Consider the following 17,641-nt stretch of genomic DNA (forward strand, 5'->3'; position numbering starts at 1 on the left):
ACAATGAGTTATAACGTTATCCTGGCATTGCTGTTCGGCTATCTCCTCGGCTCGATTCCCTTCGGCCTCTTGATCACCCGCGCGGCCGGCCTCGGCGATGTGCGCAAAATCGGCTCCGGCAATATCGGCGCCACCAACGTTCTTCGCACCGGCAACAAGGGCCTCGCCGCCGCGACGCTGGTGCTCGACGCGTTGAAGGGTACGGCGGCGGTGATGATCGCGCGCCATTTTGGACACGACTACGGACTGTGGGCCGGCCTTGGGCTCTGGGCAGGCCTTGGCGCCTTCCTTGGCCATCTGTATCCGGTCTGGCTCGGTTTCAAGGGCGGCAAGGGCGTGGCGACCTATCTCGGCGTGCTGATCGCGCTCGGCTGGCATGTGGCGCTGATCTTTATCGTCGTCTGGCTGGCGATGGCTTTTCTGTTTCGCTATTCCTCACTGGCAGCGCTGACGGCGGCGGTCATCGTGCCGATCCCGCTTTATTTCTGGAGCACACCTGAGACCGCCGGGCTGTTCCTGGTGATGAGCCTGATCGTCATCTTCAAACATCGCGCCAACATTTCGCGCCTTCTTGCCGGCACCGAAGGCAAGATCGGAGCCAAGGGTTGAGCAAGCCCGCCGCCGGGCCGCGCCTCAGCGACCGGCAGCGGCTGAGCTGGCTGCGGCTGATCCGCACCCAAAATGTCGGCCCGACCTCGTTTCGCGAATTGATCAACCGCTTTGGTTCGGCGGAGGCGGCGTTGGAGATGCTGCCCGAGCTGATGATTTCGGGCGGAGCCAAAAGGATCATGCGCATTCCTTCCGTGGAGGAAGCCGAAGCGGAACTCGACGCAGCCAGTGAAAACGGCGCCCGCTTCGTCGGCATCGGCGAGGCCGACTACCCGCCGATGCTGAAAAACATGGACAATCCGCCGCCACTGATTGCCGTGAAGGGCGAGGCAGCCGTCTTTCGCCTGCCGGCGGTGGCCATCGTCGGCGCCCGCAACGCGTCGCTCGCCGGCATCAAGATGGCGCGCATGCTGGCGGCGGATCTTGGCCGCGACGGCTACGTCATCGTTTCCGGCCTGGCGCGCGGCATCGACACGGCAGCACACCAGGGCAGTCTCTCGACTGGTACAGTGGGTGTGCTGGCCGGTGGGCTCGATGTCCCCTACCCGCCCGAAAATATCGGCTTGTGCGAAGACATTGCCGAGCGTGGCGGCGCCGTTATTTCGGAAATGCCGTTCGGCTGGCAGCCGCGGGCGCAGGATTTTCCGCGCCGCAACCGGCTTGTCGCGGGCGCCGCCCTCGGACTGGTGGTGATCGAAGCTGCGCAACGCTCCGGCTCGCTGATCAGCGCGCGCCTGGCCGGCGAGATGGGCCGGCTGGTCTTTGCCGTACCGGGTTCGCCGCTCGATCCGCGCTGCGCCGGCTCCAACGGGCTGCTCAAGGATGGCGCCACCCTGGTCACCGAGGCGGCCGACGTTTCCGGTGCGATCGCACCCTTGGCGGGCACGCGAACGCGAAGCATTGCGCCGCCAGAAAAGGCACCCGATTTTTCGGCAACACCCCCGCCCGGTGAGGACGAACGCAGCGGCGTGCTCGAGGCGCTGGGCCCAACGCCGGTGGGCGTGGACGAGATCATCCGCCACACCGGCCTCAACGCCGCGCAAGTCTCCATGGTGCTGCTGGAACTCGACCTTGCCGGCCGCATCGAGCGCCATGCCGGCGGCAATGTCTCACTGGTTTCGTGACGTTCCAGCCGATCCCGCCGCACGTCGGCCGCAACTCACGCGTCGAGGGTCACGCCGGCGGCGCCAACCTCGGTATAGTCGCCAACGCCGGTACAGATGCCACCGCAGGGTATTTTCCAGGCGGCTCCCGGAAAAGCACTCCGCCATTCCAGGGCTCTCCGTTGCACTGACGATCACGCTCGCAATGGCATACTCGACAGCTGACGAAAACCGGGCTCGACAGTCTGCGCATCAGTCAGCGGAACAGATACTTCGATACCTCCGGATTGCCACGGCGCCACATCACATTGTCGAGAAAATAATGGTGCACATTGATGAAGATGAGCACGATGAAGAAGAACAGCGATGACCCCAGCACTTGCCTGTCATAGGGAATCAAAGCCGTCAGCGCGGATGGGATCAGCCAGAAGCCGAGATAGCCAAGGGCCGTGCCGCCGACGATGAAGCCGAGGAGCCGAAACCTGTAGAGGGGGCCAAGAAAGGACAGGATTTTCGGCTGCGGATCGCCTTCGGCATCGGAACTGTCTCGCTCGACGTTCGTCTGGTAGCGCCAGACCACGGCGAGATACTGCAGCGAGTGGAGCGCGGGAACGATCAGCAGCCAAAGCGGGTTTACGCGCGCAATCAGGATCCAGAGATAGAGCGACGCGACATAGGCCACCAAACCGTTATAGGGCAGGCCGCCACCGTTCTTCCGCCAGCGATTGACCAGCATCAAGAGCGTGGCCGCCGTCGACGCAACGGCCGCCAGCATGGCAATGTCGGTGATCCAGGAAGGGGCCGCGAATGTGTAATAGTCCAGGCCATAATATTTGCCCTGGGTGACCGCCGTATTCGTCTGCAGCCATGCCAGGATCCACACGGCATAGGAGTTGACCAGCAGCACCTTCTTGTCGCGGTCGTCGAAGAATTTGCGCTTCAGCACCGCATCCACCATCAGCATGCCGTAGCCCTGCTTGACGTAGTGCCAACCGACAAAAAAGAACATGGCGTTGGTGGCATAGCCGAGCAGGCGCGTGTTCGCCGCCGCGGCGCCATAGGCAAAGAACCCGGCCATGACCAGGGGCACGACAACGCCCGCGAAAATGTAGCGGAGCTGCAGGCTCCTGTCGTAGCCGTCGCCCGTCACCTTGCGCCCGAAATTGCGGTAGAAGAGCTGGTAGGAGTGGGCGAAGTGGGGATAGTTCACGAGATAGGCTACGAAGACCATCGTTGCGGCCACCGGACCTTCATATTCGAGCGGAACGAGAAACAGCACCGGCAGGATGAGAAAGGCGCTGCCGCCCAGCATGAGGAAATCGGCGACCGGGCCGAAGAGGTACTTTTGAGGCGCCGCCGCCTTAGGAGCGACAGCATCCGCCGAAAGCTGAAGTGTCATGTCAGAACCCTCCCCTAGGAAAGGCTGAGTTTAGCCATCGACTGGGATGGGGACAAGGTTGGAGCTGCCGCTCCGCGCCCGAACACTGGGCCATCCTGCTGTTTCGCCAATGGTCTCGATCCGCCATGAGCTTCGAACCCGTGAACCGCTCGATAAGGCCCTCCGCTGTTAAAAAAGCGCACCACCCCAATTTACGACTAACATGTTAGTGTGCTAACACGGCATACACACCTACTTCGGAGACCTTCCGGTGACATCACGCTTTGGCCTTTCGGCCGCTCTCGCCACACCTTTCGATGCCCGAGGGCAGATCGCCACCGCCCTCATGATCGCTCAGGCCAAAAGTTGCCTGGCGCAGGGTTGCGGCAGCGTGACGCTTTTCGGCACCACAGGGGAAGGCGCATCGGTGGGCACGACGGAGCGGCGGTCGGTGAACGAAGCCATGCTGGCTGCTGGAATCTTGCCGCATCAACTCGTTGCCGGCGTGCTGGTCGACGCCGCCGAAGACGCCGCCGAACAGGCACAGCATGCCTTGCAGCGAGGCGCCCGAAACATTCTGCTGGCCCCGCCGAGCTACTTCAAGAATGTCGGCGAGGAGGGCCTTTTCGGCTGGTTCTCCGCCGTCTTTGCCGCGCTTGGCCCCCTCGCCCGTGACGTGCTGCTCTACAACATCCCTTCGGTTACCATGGTGCAGCTTTCGCTTGGCCTGATCGGCCGATTGCGCACTGCTTTTCCCGACGTGGTCGCCGGGGTGAAGGATTCCGGTGGAAACTGGAGCTACAGCGAGGCGCTGCTTGCCGCCTATGGCGATCTGGTGATCCTGATCGGCGATGAAAGGCATCTGGCGCGTGCGGTGCGACTGGGTGCTCAAGGTGCAATCTCGGGCATGGCCAATTTCGTCCCGGGCGAAATCCGCGCCATGGCCGAGGACGGGCGCGACGATCCTCGCGTCGAAAGTTTTGTGCTCGAATTGCTGAAATATCCGGTCACCCCCGCGGTAAAGGTCATGGTGGCGCGCAAGACCGGCGACGAGCGCTGGCTGGCGGTCCGTCCGCCGCTGGAGCCGATTGCGTTGCAAGGGCAGCAGCAGCTTGCCGCAGCCTATGACAGCCTGTTTGCCAGGGAACCGGCCTGACCGGCAAAGGGAAGCGCGCCGAAATGGAAGACGGCAACGAACCGACCACCCTCAGGGAGAAGGCCTATGCCAGCTTCACGCGGCATTTGCTGGCGCGCGACTTCAAGCCGGGCCAGTTCGTGTCGCAACGTGAGCTGGTTGCCTTCACCGGACTGCCGCTCGGCGCCATTCGCGAGATCGTGCCGCGTCTCGAGGCGGAAGGACTGTTGACGACCATTCCGCAGCGCGGCATGCAGATCGCCCATATAGATATCAGCCTGATCCGCGAGGCCTTTCAGTTCCGCCTGTTCATGGAGCGTGAAGCGGTGGCGCTGTTTACGGTCAGCGCCTCCGATGCCGAGCTTGCCCGCTTGCGGCGCGAGCATGAGGACATGCATGCCCAGGCGCTTGCGCAGACCCCGACGCCGGAGATGGAGGCCAAGGCGCAGACCATCGACTGGGCCATGCACGACACGTTCATCGATGCGCTGGGCAACGAGATCATCGCCAAGGCCTATCTGGTCAATTCGGTGAAGATCCGCCTGATCCACCAGGAGCGGTTCCGTATCGACGGGCGCGTCGTGCCGGTGATGCGCGAGCACCTGGCGGTGATCGAAGCCATGGAGAGCCGCGATCCAGGGAAGGCGGTCGAGGCGATCAGTCTGCATATCGACAAGGCGCGCCGGCTGGCGCTGCAGATCTGAGGAAACCTGAGCCGCACCGCGGTCCGCGATGCAATCGATAACGACAACAACCGGGAGGAAGAAATGTCGTGCAATCTGTTCAACCCAACCAGGAGGCAACTGCTTCAGGGAACCGCGGCGCTTGCCGCCGCCGGCTTTGCGGGCGTTCGCCCAAGCTTTGCCGCCGGCGTCGACTGGAAGCGCTTTGCGGGAACGACGCTTGACGTCAATCTGGTGAAAAGCCCGCGCAGCGACACGCTGATAAAATACATCGCCGAGTTCGAGGAACTGACCGGGATCAAGGTCAATGCCGAAGCGACGCCGGAACAGCAGCAGCGCCAGAAGACGGTGATCGAACTGAGCTCCGGCAAACCGAGCTTCGACGTCGTGCATCTGAGCTACCACGTGCAGAAGCGCCAGTTCGAAAAGGGCGACTGGCTGGCCGACATATCAGGTTATCTCGCTGACCCGACCCTGACCGATCCTGCGCTGGTGGAAACCGATTTCGCCGATGCCGGCATGCTGTTTGCCAAGGACGGCCAGGGCGTGCTGCGCTCGCTGCCGTTCTCGGTGGATTACTGGATCGTCTACTGGAACAAGGAATTGTTCGAGGCCAAGGGCCTCAAATACCCTGAAACCTTCGAGCAACTGGTGGCGGCCGCCGAAGCGCTGACCGACCCGTCGACCAACACCTACGGCTTTGTCGCCCGCGGCCTGAAAAACGCCAACACGCCGGTATGGACGTCGCTGATGCTCGGCTACGACATGACGCCGCTCGATGACAAGGGCAAGCTGCGCACGACCTCGCCCGAGGCGATCGAGGCCGCCAGCCTCTACCAGCGGCTGATGACCAAGTCGGCACCTCCAGGCGTCACCGGATTCAACTGGGCCGAAGCCCAGTCCGCCTTCCTGCAAGGCAAGATCGGCATGTGGTTCGATGGCGTCGGCTTTGCCCCGCCGATGGAAAATCCGGAAAAGTCGCGTGTGGTCGGCAAGGTCGGCTACGGCGTCATGCCCAAGGGCCCCAAGGCGCATGCCGCGGGCACCTTTGGTGACGGCCTCGGCGTGACGGCCACCAGCGAGAAGAAGGAAGCTGCCTATCTGTTCTGCCAGTGGGCGATTTCGCCTGCGATGGGTGCGCGCCTGCTGCAGGCTGGCGCCGGCGTGCCGTTCCGCAAGTCGGTGCTGGAAGACCCCAAGGTGCGCGAAGGCGTCACCATGCCGGCGAGTTGGCTCGATGCCGTGGTCGGCTCGGGCAATGTCAGCCGGCTGTCGCTGCCGGTCATCATTCCGGTCACCGAGTTCCGCGACATCTATGGCGTGGCGCTGACCAATCTGATCGCCGGCGCCGATCCGGCAGAGGAACTGAAGAAGGCCACCGAGCAGTTCCAGCCGGTGCTCGACCGGAGCGAGCAAGGCTGATGTCCGCCATCACCCCAGAACGCACCGGGGTGACGACGCAAGCCATCGAAGGGGGCCAGACCATCCGTCTGGCTCCCAACTACTGGCCTTTCGTCGTCCCGGCGCTCGTCGTCGTCGGCGCCGTGATCGTCTTTCCCTGGGCCTTCACGCTGTGGATGAGCGTCAACCGCTGGACCCTCGGACAGGCGCGAAGCTTTGCCGGGATGGAAAATTACCTGCGGCTGGCAGTCGACCAACGCTTCTGGGAATCGCTTTTCCATACGCTGACCTACACGGCGCTTTCGGTCGCGGCGCCGATGTTCCTTGGCACTGTCGCGGCGCTGATCTTCGACGCCAAATTTCCGCTGCGCGGCCTGTTGCGCGGCGTCTTCGTCATGCCGATGATGGCAACGCCAGTCGCCGTGGCGCTGGTCTGGACGATGATGTTCCATCCCCAGCTTGGCGTGCTCAACTATCTGTTGTCGCTGGTCGGCATTCCGGCGCAGGAATGGATCTTTAACGCCAGGACGGTCATCCCGTCCCTGGTTGCGGTCGAGACCTGGCAGTGGACGCCGCTGGTGATGCTGATCGTGCTGGGCGGCTTGGCCTCCGTGCCGCGCGAGCCCTTCGAGAGCGCCGAGATCGACGGCGCCAACGCCTGGCAGCAGTTCCGCTATCTCACCTTGCCGATGATCGCGCCGTTCCTGATGATCGCCATGATCATCCGCACCATCGATGCGCTGAAGAGTTTTGACATCATCTACGCGATGACCCAGGGCGGACCGGGCACGGCCTCGGAAACCATCAACATCTATCTCTACAACACCGCCTTCTCCTACTACGACATCGGCTATGGCTCGGCCATGGCCGTGGTGTTCTTCATCGTCATCGTCGCGCTGTCCTTCATCCTGCTGATGCTCCGCCAGCGCTCCCAATGGATCGGGGTGGAGGGCAAATAGATGAGTTCACGGCTGCTCAACCGGATCGGGCTGTTTTTCGCGGCTCTGGTCTTCGTCTCGCCGGCGATCCTGTTCTTCCTCTGGATGATCTCACTGTCGCTGAAGTTCGAGATCGACAACGGTGCCTACCCGCCGATCCTGATCCCGGAACATCTCGCCTGGTCGAACTATGTGAAGGTATTCGAGGAGAACAATTTCCTGCTCTATTTCTGGAATTCGGTTCTGGTGACGGGCACGGCAACGTTGCTGGCGCTGCTGATCGGCGTGCCGGCGGGCTATGGCATCGCGCGGCTCAAGGCCGAACGCTCGGCGGTGGTCATCATGATCGCCCGCATGACGCCGGGGCTTTCCTATCTCATTCCGCTGTTCCTGCTGTTCCAGTGGGTCGGCATTCTCGGCACGCTGTGGCCGCAGATCATCATCCATCTGGTGGTGACGGTGCCGATCGTGGTCTGGGTGATGATCGGCTATTTCGAGACCACGCCGATGGAGCTGGAAGAAGCGGCCAACATCGATGGCGCCAGTTCCTGGCAGGTGTTCCGGCTGGTCGCCTTGCCCATCGCCAAGCCGGGCATTGTCGTCGCCTTCATCCTGTCGATCATCTTCTCATGGAACAATTTCGTCTTCGGCATTGTGCTCGCCAGCCGCGAGACTCGCACGCTGCCGGTCGCCGTCTACAACATGCTTTCCTACGAGCAGGTGAGGTGGGGTCCGCTCGCCGCCGCAGCACTTGTGGTGACGCTGCCGGTGCTGGTGCTGACCCTGTTCGCGCAAAGGCAGATCGTCGCCGGGCTGACCGCAGGCGCCGTCAAGGGCGGCTGAGGCACGGCCCCGACATCACTCATTTCCGGGAGAAATCCAATGGCATCGGTAACAATCAACAACGTTCAGAAGGCTTTCGGAGCCGCCAAGATCATCCACGATGTCAGCGTCGACATCGCCGATGGCGAATTCGTCATCCTGGTCGGGCCGTCGGGCTGCGGAAAGTCGACGCTGCTGCGCATGATTGCCGGACTGGAAACGATCTCGGGCGGCAGGATCGCCATTGGCGATCGCCTCGTCAACAATCTCAGGGCGCGCGACCGAAACATCGCCATGGTGTTCCAGAACTACGCGCTCTATCCGCATATGACGGTGGCCGACAATATGGGCTTTGCCCTGAAGATCAAGAAAGCCGATCCGGCCGACACCGCCGGCCGCGTCGGCAGGGCCGCCAGCATTCTCGGCCTGGACAAGCTGCTCGACCGCTATCCGCGTCAGCTTTCCGGCGGCCAGCGCCAGCGCGTCGCCATGGGCCGCGCCATCGTGCGCGACCCGCAGGTGTTCCTGTTCGACGAGCCGCTGTCCAATCTCGACGCCAAATTGCGCGTGCAGATGCGCGGCGAGATCAAGGCGCTGCACCAGCGGCTGGGAACCACCACCATCTACGTTACCCACGACCAGATCGAGGCCATGACCATGGCCGACAAGATCGTCGTGCTGCATGACGGCCTTGTCGAGCAGATCGGCGCGCCGCTCGATCTCTACGATCGCCCGGCCAACCTCTTCGTTGCCGGGTTCATCGGCTCGCCGGCGATGAATTTCATTCGGGGCCATGTCGAGGAAGGTGTTTTCCGCAGCGCCGGTGGACTGATCTTGCCGCTGCCGGAAGGCATCGACCTGGCAAACATACCCGGCGGCGACCTCATCTACGGCATCCGCCCCGAACACATCCGAGCGACGACCGCCAAAGGAATCCCCGGCACGATCGTGCTTCTGGAAGCAACGGGTTCGGAAATCTTTGCCAGGGTCAACTGCGCCGGAGAAGAAATCTCCTGCCTTTTCCGCGAGCGGCTGGCACTGAAACAGGGCGAGCAGATGCGCATCGAGATCGACCGCGCCTGCGCTCATCTGTTCGACGTCAAGACCGGGCGGCGATTGTAGGGGGCGATGGGGGCTGCTGACAGGGCAACTTCCGCACGAAATATTTCTGGTGAGCGCGTCGGGGTTCGAACCCGAGACCTACTGATTAAAAGTTCCTTTTTGTCCCTTCCGGCAAGCCGTTGCTTTTGTTGTGAAATTCGGAAAACAACCGATAAGACTTTGATTGAAAAGGACATTATTTGACATCCGTCGGACAAGCTAGGACAATGCTGTCACTCTGATAACCGTCATTCGGACGGACACAGTGCGGACACAGGACTTTGAACCCGTGAAGCTCTCTGACGCCGAAATCAAAAGACTGCCGACCCCGGCCACCGGAAACAAGATCACCTATGATGACGATGTGAAGGGCTTCGGCGTTCGCGTCACCAAGGCCGGCGCGCGATCGTTCATCCTCAACTATCGCACTCGCTCCGGCCTGGAGCGTCGATATACGATCGGCTCTTTCCCGGACTGGAAAAGCGGTCCTGCACGCGAGGAGGCGAAACGCCTCAAGCAGCAGATTGATGTGGGCGCTGACCCAATGGGTGACGTTGCCGCGACGCGCGACGCAAAGACCGTGGCCGACCTATGCGACCGTTTCGAAGAAGAGCATCTGACCAAGAAGCGAGCTTCAACCTCTCGCGACTACAAGGCTTTGATCAAGAACCACGTCATGCCCGCTCTGAAAAACAAGAAGGTTGCTGACGTCGAGTTCTCCGACATCGATGAACTGCACCGGAAGATTTCGAAAGGCGCGCCGTATCTAGCAAACAGGACGGTGGCCGTTCTGTCGAAGATGTTTGGGCTCGCCATCAAGTGGAGGTGGCGAGCAGACAATCCGGCCAAGGGCATCGAGCGCAATGATGAGCAGAAGCGCCATCGTTATTTGTCTGTCGCCGAGCTGGCCAGCCTGACGAAAGCGCTTGCCGAGCACGAGGACCAACAAGCCGCGAACATTGTGCGGCTGCTGCTGCTGACCGGCGCGCGCCGTGGCGAGGTCCAGGCCGCAAAGTGGGATCAGTTCGACATCAAGGATGGCGTGTGGACGAAACCTGGCTCGACCACGAAGCAGAAGACGCTGCACCGCGTCCCCCTCTCCGCCCCTGCCCGGCAGCTACTCGTAGGCATCCATACCGCCGCAGAGAAGATAGCCGCGAAGCGTGGCGCGGACATGTCGCCTTACGTGTTTCCGGGGCGCGGCAGCCCACACCGGATCGAGATCAAGAAGGCATGGCGTGAGCTGTGCCTCGCTGCAGGGATCGTTCAGGCGGCCGTTACAACGGACAGCAGAGGCAGAGAGCGGATCACCCTTACCCCGACCGCGCGCCTACACGACCTGCGGCACACCTACGCCTCAGTCCTGGCGTCGGCCGGCCTGTCGCTGCCGATCATCGGCGCCCTGCTCGGGCACACGCAGCCGGCCACCACGGCCCGCTATGCGCACTTGATGGATGACCCGTTGCGACAGGCCACGGAGCGCGTCGCCGCTATACTGGCGCCAGCGAACACAGACGAGAGCGTGAGCGGCGCGGCGTCGGCGGAGATCGTTCCTATCAGGCAAGGAGCTTGACCATGAAGACGCTACAACAGGCGGCGGACGAACTTATGGAAGCGATGCAGGACGAAGCAGATCTCGCCCGGCTTAAAGATCGGGCATTGCTCGACGCGCTGCCGAGGCGCGCCTCGCAAAAGCCGCGGGACGCCGAGGCCATGTCGCCCGACGTCGCCGCGCGCAAGGGCTTGCAGTGATGGCCGTACAACTTCTTAGCGCGGCACCGATCCGAGCCGGTTGGGAAAAGGCCTACGACGCTGCGGTCCTTTTCGAGGCAAGGCATCCGCAAGCTGCTCCACCGACGCAGCAGTCGGTCGCCAAGCATCTCCTCAACGAGGGAGTACTTCCGATCGGAAGCGTCTCCCAAGAGGCAGCAGAGGCCATGGTGCAAGAATGGCGGTGGCTTTGGCACTACGTGGCGGGCGTCGATCTATACCGGGGTTGGGGGAAAGCCGATGTCTGACAGCCTGCCCAGCGTGTTCAGAGGATGCGCAGTAGACGAGGATGATCCGGCCGTTCTGGCTGGGCAAGCGCGCGCCTTGTGGGAGCGCTGGCAGGCGCTGGCTGCGGGCGCGCCGAAGCAGGGGTATTCGAAAACGACCGTCAAGGCGGCCATCGTGCAGTTGGTGGAGCAGTACGTCAGCGCCGAGCTACCGATACCCTACGAGCTTGGACGGTTGGTCCGTGCGGTCCTCACGGGCAAGCTGAAAAAGAGCGACCCGGGTAAATCCGACGTCGAGAACGTCGATACCGTCTCGCCTGTGCAGGCCGCCAAAGATGAAGCCTACTGGGCTGCAATTTTGTTCGAGGCAGACCTCAAGGCTGACCAAGCGTCGGTGTACGCAGTCGCTAAGCATCTGTTCGAAGGGAAGAAGAAAGATGGCAAGCCGCTGCTCGGTAGCTCATCATTGGAGGCCGCCAAGGCAACGGTGACTAATTGGTGGAAAATCCCCCACTACAAAACACACGTCAGGCTATACAGGCGCCGAAGCCCAAAATAAAAAGACAAACGCGCTTTTACGCCATTACGACACGCTGATTGTCCGATCTTGTCGTCCAACGTCAATTGCCCTGCACGGGCAGACATTGGAGAAGCGAGATGGATGCACTTCTAGACGGGTATACCGACCGGGCTTCGCTGGCGGGCGCGTTGCACTGTTCGGAGCGCACGGTTGCCAGATACGAAAATCAGCCAGATGGCATCCCCAGTCTTATCGTAGGTGGGCGTAAACTGTACCGGCTAGCTGCCGTTCGCGAGTGGCTAGAGCGCCGCGAGCGTAAGCCGAACCCCCGCAGAGCAGCATGACAAAGAAAAGCCGGCCGCTTGAAGCGACCGGCGGGGTAAGGACCAAAAAGAACACCTGAACAGTGTTCATAGGAAATAAAATCCTACCTCGCCTTTGTCAAGCTCTGCGCGGCCGGTCCAGCAAAGGACCCGCCCCCATGACCACACCCAAAATCACCAACATAACCGCTAGCAGCTTTGCACTCGCGATCGCCGGCTGGCTGAGCATCTGTGTTGCCCTCAAAATCTCGAACATGATCTTGCTCGCCGCGATCCTAGCGGTGTCCCGATGAACGCGCCTACCGGGCGCTCCAACCGTACTGAGCGGCGCCGAGAAGCGGCGGCTTCCCGCCGGGGCGTCAAAGAGTTTGAAAACAACGGCCGCTGGTTCCCCGGCGGCCCTTTCCAGGCGACGTTGCATGTGGTGCGCCGAGAGGTGTTGCCTTTCCTTATCGTAGACGCGCACGAAGGTGATGCCAGCTCCCGAGCCGTATGCGACGCCGTTGAAGCCTATCTGCGGCAGTGCAATGCGGTCGAGGCCAACGATCCTAGCTCTCGGCTCTGCCTCGCTTGCGAAGAAACTTTCGGCATCGGCGCCCCGCCTGAAGCCGTCCTCGTCGCGGTGCCTGTGAAGATGGGGCCGGTCGCCATCGGCACCGGTGTCTGCAAAGCATGCGCCGGACGCCTCAGCAATATCGAAATCGGCGAGGCCTGGGCGAAGCGCCTGAAGTGGCCCGGCCTGCGGATAACAGAGAGTGCATGACCATGAAGAACCTCGCCAACCAAAAGCCGATCCGCGTTAGCGGCTGCGTTTACACCAAGCCCGTGGGCAAGCGGCTCGAGCGCGCGCCGAATGGATCGATCGTGAAGACGGCGTTGCTCGACGAGCGCGCCAACGCGGCCGAGACGATCACCGAAGAGTTCGCGACCGCCGCCGAGATGTTCGACCATATCTGTACGGCCGACGCACACACGATGTTCTTCTCAGGCACGTACGCGCCTGGCGTGGAAGGCGCGAGGCTTCTCCCCCGAAAGGCGGGGCCTGCTGCAAGAGCCTACTACGGTCCCGAGACGCCGGTCGTGGCCGCGACGACGGACTATCTCGCTTTTCGTGAAGGGCCTGGCGTGCTGCGTATCGACGTAGACCACAAGTCGCAGGCGGAACTCGCGGCGGTCTACCCGGACGCAGAACCGTTCCGTCTGGAAACGCACGACGAGGTTTCTGCAGCGATTGCTAAAATCCTGCCTGAGGCGAACGAGTGTCCGGTCCTGGTTCGCGCCAGCGCTTCCAGCATGATCGTCGACGAGAGCGGCGAATTGGTGAAGGGGCCCGGCGGCTGGCGGGCCTACATCCCGGTCGACGACGCTCGCGAAATACCGCGGCTTCTCGATGTCTTGCATCTACGTTGCTGGGCTCAAGGCGTTTTCCGCTTTGCCTTCCTGTCGGCCGGCGGTTCTGTGCTCTTCAGGAGCATCGCCGACCAGGCCATGGCGCGCCCCACGCAGCCGGACTATCCGCGCGCCGACCTCGGCCCAGGTCTGGAGAGGGCAAGCGATGCGGATGTCGTGTATGATGACGACGGACCTTACTTGGCCGCCGCGTCGGTCCTTATCAGCGACGAGGATCGCGAGCTCGCTCGTACGAATACGGACAAGGCGCGGCAGGCTCTCACGCCGCAGAAAGAGAAGCTCATCGCGGGGCGCATTCGCGAGCACACTGGCGTCTTGATGGCCAAGGGCATCCCGAGGGAAGCGGCAGAACGCGCCTCGGTCAAACGGTTCGAGGCGGGCGTGTTGATCGGTTCGGACGATGTCGTGCTGGACGACGGCACGGTCGTTTCTGTCGAGACGCTGCTGAGCGGCGAAGGCAGGACATACGACGGACGGGTCTGCTTCGACCCTATCGAGCCGGACTACGACGGCGGGCGCCCCGTCGGCAGGATATTCCTGAACGACGGGCTGAAGCCGGTTATCCATAGCTTTGCGCACGGTTCGAAGGTCTATCAGTTGAAGCACGACAACGAGACCGCGACGCGCGCGATCGACGCGGCTGGCGAGCGCAGCGACGTCATCACCCGCATCTTGGCCTTGTCCGACGTAGGACCTGTCGAGCTGGTGCAGCGCGAGAAACAGGCCGCTCGGGCTTTAGGTCTCGGAAACGAGAGGAAGGCACTCAAAGATGGCGTCGCGCTTTGTCTGTCGCGGATGAATGACCATGCGGGCGAGCAGGACGACCGGGAGCTCCGGGCGGAGCTGTGCTCGCCCGCCGAGCCGATCAAAGTCGCGCAGCAGTATGTGGGCGCCCATTGCACTTACCAGGGCGATGCCGCTCAACTGACTTTGCGTCGGTGGCGCGGGTCGTGGTGGGGTTGGCTGGGGTCGCATTGGGCCGAAGTCAGCGAAGAGACCCTAGACAAGCGCCTGTACGAGTTCACCATCGACGCAACGTACGACACCTCGAAAGGCCCGGCGTTGTGGATGCCGGATCGTCACAAGCTCGCCAATCTCAAGCACGCGCTGCAAGCGGTACTGCTTATCGGGGATGAGGTGGAGACGCCTAGTTGGGCGGACGGCCGCACGACCGGCACGCTGGTCGCTTGCGCCAACGGCTTGCTCGACGTCCGGACACGAGAATTGATGCCTCACTCGCCGCTCTACTTCAATGTGGTGCACACACCCATCGTGTACGATCCGTCGGCCACATGTCCGTTGTTTGCGAACTTCGAGCGCTCCTTGTGGCCGACGGACGACGGAACGTCGCGGACGGTGCGGCAGATGCTCGGCTATCTGGTTTCAGGTCGCACCGATCTACAGAGCGTCTTCGGCCTCATCGGCGCCCCGCGCGGCGGTAAAGGCACCATCTCGTGGCTGGCTGCTCAGCTTCTCGGCGCAAGCGCCACGCCGCTGTCGCAAGCCGATCTCGGCCAGACGTTCGGAACGGAGCACCTGATAGGCAAGTCGCTGGCGATCATCGCGGACACACGTACGGCCGGCAAGAACACACAGACAGTGGTGGAACGACTACTGAGCATCAGCGGCGAGGATGGCATCGCTGTGGCCCGCAAGAACAAGAAGGCGTGGACCGGGCGCCTGAGCACGCGCATCATGTGGCTGTCGAACGAGATCCCGTATCTGGGCGATGCCTCGACGGCGGTAGCAGGCCGCTTCATCCTGATGATGTTCTCGGTGTCGTTTAAGGGTCGCGAGGATCGGGAGCTCAAGAACAAGCTGAGCCCTGAGCTGCCCGGCATCCTGAACGCCGCACTCGACGGTTTGGCCGATCTCGAGAAGGAAGGTCGTTTCACACAATCCGCGACCGCGCTGGAAGGTGTCAGGAACATCGCCGCCTTGTCGTCGGTGGAAGACGCGTTCATCTCGGAGATGTGCGAGATGGGTGCCGGTTTCCGCGTCGGTAAGCACATTCTTTACCAGCTCTACGAGCGGTGGCGGCAGGACCGGGGCTACAGGTCCGTCGATGCTTCAGTGTTCGCTCGCAACCTGTACGCGATACGGCCTGGTGAGATCAGCACCATTAACACGCGCGAGGCCGGTTCGCGGGAGTACTGTTTCAAAGGGATCAAGATGCGCGACAGTGTCTACAGCAGCGACGCCGACCGTGCGTGGGCTCGCGGTTTGGAGGCGGTACCCCAAACTCCGACCCCGAACCGACCCCAAACTCGGTTCGGGGTCGAACCGCCAACGTCTTGGTCGTTTAAGGGGCGGCCTCGGTCGCCTCGAGGTTCGTGATGCGGTTCGGGGTCGCGGTGTTTGGGTGTGGGTTGGTTCGGGGCCGGTTCGGGGTCAAAAAACATATAAAACCCTTATTTTCCAAAGCCTGGTTCGGGGTGGTTCGGGGTCTTTGACACTAATTCGCTATAAGAGAGACAATATGAACAAGGTAAAAAGAGAAGAGTTCAAAGCTAAGCTGCACCGACTGCAGCGGACCCCAAACCCAACGGCACAACGCATAGCACCACCGCACCCTGCACTGCACTTCGGACTGCAAAGAAAAAACCAGAACTCGCCATCGTCGCCAAAGTCGGAATTACATCGACATCGAAAACATGCGGGCGGCATACAGCCGTTAGGAAGGTCATGACCGTCGCTCTTAAGCCGCCGGCAGAGCCCGACGATGCAGCTTGGAAGGAAACTGCCGTGGAAGACAACCACGACGACCTGCGACACGCACTCGACGAGCTGCTTCGGAAGGCGTTGAGCGAACCCCCGCCGTTAGCCGAGACAGCCACCGAACGCCGAGCGCGAGAGCTGGCAAAACAACAGAGAGACCAAAAAATCAGAGCGTGGCTCGAAGAGGTAAAACAGGCTCCTAACGACCGCAAAGCCTGACGGCCATCGCATATGTCTATACAAATGGTGTTACACCCTAAAAAAGAGCCCTCGGAAAAGGCCTTGAACGCCCTCTCACAGCCGCCTGATGCGCGGCCGCCGGGCGCCTGGGGCAACTGGGACGGACGGCCCTCATCGTACCCCCGCCATCGTGCCGTCGCGCTCCAGCTAGCCCAGCAAGGCGCAACACTCGATGAGCTATCAGCCGAGCTGAAACTCACGATCCGCACCCTCTCACGCTGGCGGCTGAGCTACCCAGACTTTGCAAACGCGCTTGATCGCGGTCGCGCCAAGCGAGCGATCGGACAGGACGCCCGTAGCTTGCACCGCAACGCCGTTGCAGAGGCAGAGCGCGCTGCCGCACTCGAACGCGACCGGGCAGAGCGGGTCGCTCGCGAGGCCCGGATAGCTGAAGGCGCTGCAGCCCTCAAGGAGATGATGAAGGACGTCGTGCTGCTGCCTGCCACTGTCACTGCCGCGGCACCCGCCGACGCCCGCAGCCGCTTCGCCGAACGCCGCGCCGCCCGTGGTCGGCCGCCAGCGGAGCACGAAGAGCCGCTAGGGTGGCAGGAAGAGACAGGTGGCGATGGAGAAGCCTTACCAATGGGAGACCCCCGCGCCGATTGGTGACTTTTTGCCTGCGACATCCAGCTCCCCGAGCGCTAGGACAAGGCATGACACTGATGTTTTATCAGTAGACAATTATGGACAAGTATATTGATTTTGCTTGACTTTATGGGTCGATGACTGCCTCGTGTCCGCACGATGTCCGCGATCAGAGCGTAAACCATGCCTACAGCTAGCGACGTAGCAGCCCTGCACAAGCCTGTAAGAGCGGCCAAGGTCGAAGCCCAAAGCCGTCTGACCACTGGCGGACAGCTTTTCCTCGATCGCGTCGACGGTCGCTCGACTGTGGCTAGGCGCTATCGGGATGTGCTGGCACTGCTCAGTGACGCCATCGGCGGCGCGCCATCCGACGCTCAAGCCCTACTGTTGCGCCGCGCTGCCACCCTATCGGTGATTTGCGAGCAGGCCGAAAGCGACATGGCCGGCGGGAAGCCGATCAACGCTGCCGCCTACAGCACCTCCACCAACACACTTCGTCGGGTACTCGCTGATCTCGGTCTGGGAAAATCTCGTCGCGCGCCGCCGCCGGCGGCGTCCAAGCGGCTTGCCGGCACGATCGCCGGTTACCTCGAAAGAACCTGATCATGGCAGCCATTACAAAACGCATTCCGCCGGTGACTAGCAGTCCGCTCGGGCAGTATCGCGCACCCTACGACG

At 62.1% G+C, this 17,641-nt stretch carries 18 protein-coding genes; 17 read left to right on the forward strand and 1 reads right to left on the reverse strand.

Going from position 1 to position 17,641, the window contains the following annotated elements:
• The first annotated feature begins 3 nt into the window (after nucleotides 1–3).
• The gene (plsY, locus tag NKH38_RS10615) at nucleotides 4–609 is read left to right on the forward strand and encodes a glycerol-3-phosphate 1-O-acyltransferase PlsY (protein ID WP_352518801.1); all 606 of its coding nucleotides are present in this window, start codon (nucleotides 4–6) and stop codon (nucleotides 607–609) included.
• Complete coding sequence (dprA, locus tag NKH38_RS10620; RefSeq protein ID WP_352518802.1) at nucleotides 606–1,733, forward strand: DNA-processing protein DprA; 1,128 nt, start codon at nucleotides 606–608, stop codon at nucleotides 1,731–1,733. Before plsY ends, dprA begins: the two co-directional genes overlap by 4 nt.
• Before the next feature lie 235 nt (nucleotides 1,734–1,968).
• Here dprA and NKH38_RS10625 read toward each other — a convergent pair whose 3' ends face one another.
• On the reverse strand, nucleotides 1,969–3,111 hold the full coding sequence (locus NKH38_RS10625; protein ID WP_352759878.1) for a hypothetical protein: 1,143 nt from the start codon (nucleotides 3,109–3,111) through the stop codon (nucleotides 1,969–1,971).
• A 250-nt stretch (nucleotides 3,112–3,361) separates the two neighbouring features.
• On the opposite strand from NKH38_RS10625, the gene NKH38_RS10630 reads away from it, so the two are divergent.
• The 15 genes from NKH38_RS10630 to NKH38_RS10700 all read left to right on the forward strand — a co-directional run bounded on the left by NKH38_RS10630 (nucleotide 3,362) and on the right by NKH38_RS10700 (nucleotide 17,566).
• Nucleotides 3,362–4,246, forward strand: coding sequence for a dihydrodipicolinate synthase family protein (locus NKH38_RS10630; RefSeq protein WP_027049467.1), 885 nt, complete (start codon nucleotides 3,362–3,364; stop codon nucleotides 4,244–4,246).
• A gap of 23 nt (nucleotides 4,247–4,269) precedes the next feature.
• Nucleotides 4,270–4,929 carry a GntR family transcriptional regulator gene (locus tag NKH38_RS10635; protein WP_023706209.1) on the forward strand — a complete coding sequence of 220 codons (660 nt, stop codon included), beginning with the start codon at nucleotides 4,270–4,272 and terminating at the stop codon, nucleotides 4,927–4,929.
• A 63-nt stretch (nucleotides 4,930–4,992) separates the two neighbouring features.
• A complete protein-coding gene (locus NKH38_RS10640) occupies nucleotides 4,993–6,330 on the forward strand; it encodes an ABC transporter substrate-binding protein (RefSeq protein WP_023745127.1) in 1,338 nt (445 codons plus the stop codon).
• Nucleotides 6,330–7,268 (forward strand): carbohydrate ABC transporter permease, encoded by a 939-nt coding sequence (locus NKH38_RS10645; protein ID WP_023670984.1) that lies wholly within the window; start codon nucleotides 6,330–6,332, stop codon nucleotides 7,266–7,268. Before NKH38_RS10640 ends, NKH38_RS10645 begins: the two co-directional genes overlap by 1 nt.
• Nucleotides 7,269–8,090: a carbohydrate ABC transporter permease gene (locus NKH38_RS10650; protein WP_352759884.1), complete on the forward strand. Its 822-nt coding sequence runs from the start codon at nucleotides 7,269–7,271 to the stop codon at nucleotides 8,088–8,090.
• Between the two features lie 39 nt (nucleotides 8,091–8,129).
• A complete protein-coding gene (locus tag NKH38_RS10655) occupies nucleotides 8,130–9,191 on the forward strand; it encodes an ABC transporter ATP-binding protein (RefSeq protein WP_352596382.1) in 1,062 nt (353 codons plus the stop codon).
• 268 nt (nucleotides 9,192–9,459) lie between these two features.
• Nucleotides 9,460–10,743: a tyrosine-type recombinase/integrase gene (locus NKH38_RS10660; RefSeq protein ID WP_352759887.1), complete on the forward strand. Its 1,284-nt coding sequence runs from the start codon at nucleotides 9,460–9,462 to the stop codon at nucleotides 10,741–10,743.
• On the forward strand, nucleotides 10,740–10,922 hold the full coding sequence (locus NKH38_RS10665) for a hypothetical protein (RefSeq protein WP_352759890.1): 183 nt from the start codon (nucleotides 10,740–10,742) through the stop codon (nucleotides 10,920–10,922). Before NKH38_RS10660 ends, NKH38_RS10665 begins: the two co-directional genes overlap by 4 nt.
• A gap of 258 nt (nucleotides 10,923–11,180) precedes the next feature.
• Complete coding sequence (locus NKH38_RS10670; RefSeq protein ID WP_352759893.1) at nucleotides 11,181–11,726, forward strand: hypothetical protein; 546 nt, start codon at nucleotides 11,181–11,183, stop codon at nucleotides 11,724–11,726.
• Nucleotides 11,727–12,168: 442 nt separating this feature from the next.
• Nucleotides 12,169–12,303, forward strand: coding sequence for a hypothetical protein (locus tag NKH38_RS10675; protein ID WP_352759895.1), 135 nt, complete (start codon nucleotides 12,169–12,171; stop codon nucleotides 12,301–12,303).
• Nucleotides 12,300–12,773: a hypothetical protein gene (locus NKH38_RS10680; RefSeq protein ID WP_352759898.1), complete on the forward strand. Its 474-nt coding sequence runs from the start codon at nucleotides 12,300–12,302 to the stop codon at nucleotides 12,771–12,773. Before NKH38_RS10675 ends, NKH38_RS10680 begins: the two co-directional genes overlap by 4 nt.
• Nucleotides 12,770–15,757: a DNA primase family protein gene (locus NKH38_RS10685; RefSeq protein WP_352759900.1), complete on the forward strand. Its 2,988-nt coding sequence runs from the start codon at nucleotides 12,770–12,772 to the stop codon at nucleotides 15,755–15,757. Before NKH38_RS10680 ends, NKH38_RS10685 begins: the two co-directional genes overlap by 4 nt.
• A 348-nt stretch (nucleotides 15,758–16,105) precedes the next feature.
• A complete protein-coding gene (locus NKH38_RS10690; RefSeq protein ID WP_352759903.1) occupies nucleotides 16,106–16,357 on the forward strand; it encodes a hypothetical protein in 252 nt (83 codons plus the stop codon).
• 63 nt (nucleotides 16,358–16,420) lie between these two features.
• Nucleotides 16,421–16,987 (forward strand): hypothetical protein, encoded by a 567-nt coding sequence (locus tag NKH38_RS10695; protein WP_352759906.1) that lies wholly within the window; start codon nucleotides 16,421–16,423, stop codon nucleotides 16,985–16,987.
• A gap of 159 nt (nucleotides 16,988–17,146) precedes the next feature.
• Complete coding sequence (locus tag NKH38_RS10700; RefSeq protein WP_352759909.1) at nucleotides 17,147–17,566, forward strand: hypothetical protein; 420 nt, start codon at nucleotides 17,147–17,149, stop codon at nucleotides 17,564–17,566.
• The last annotated feature ends 75 nt before the right edge of the window (nucleotides 17,567–17,641 follow it).

The organism is Mesorhizobium sp. M1078, assembly GCF_040318615.1.
Classification (GTDB): Bacteria; Pseudomonadota; Alphaproteobacteria; order Rhizobiales; family Rhizobiaceae; genus Mesorhizobium.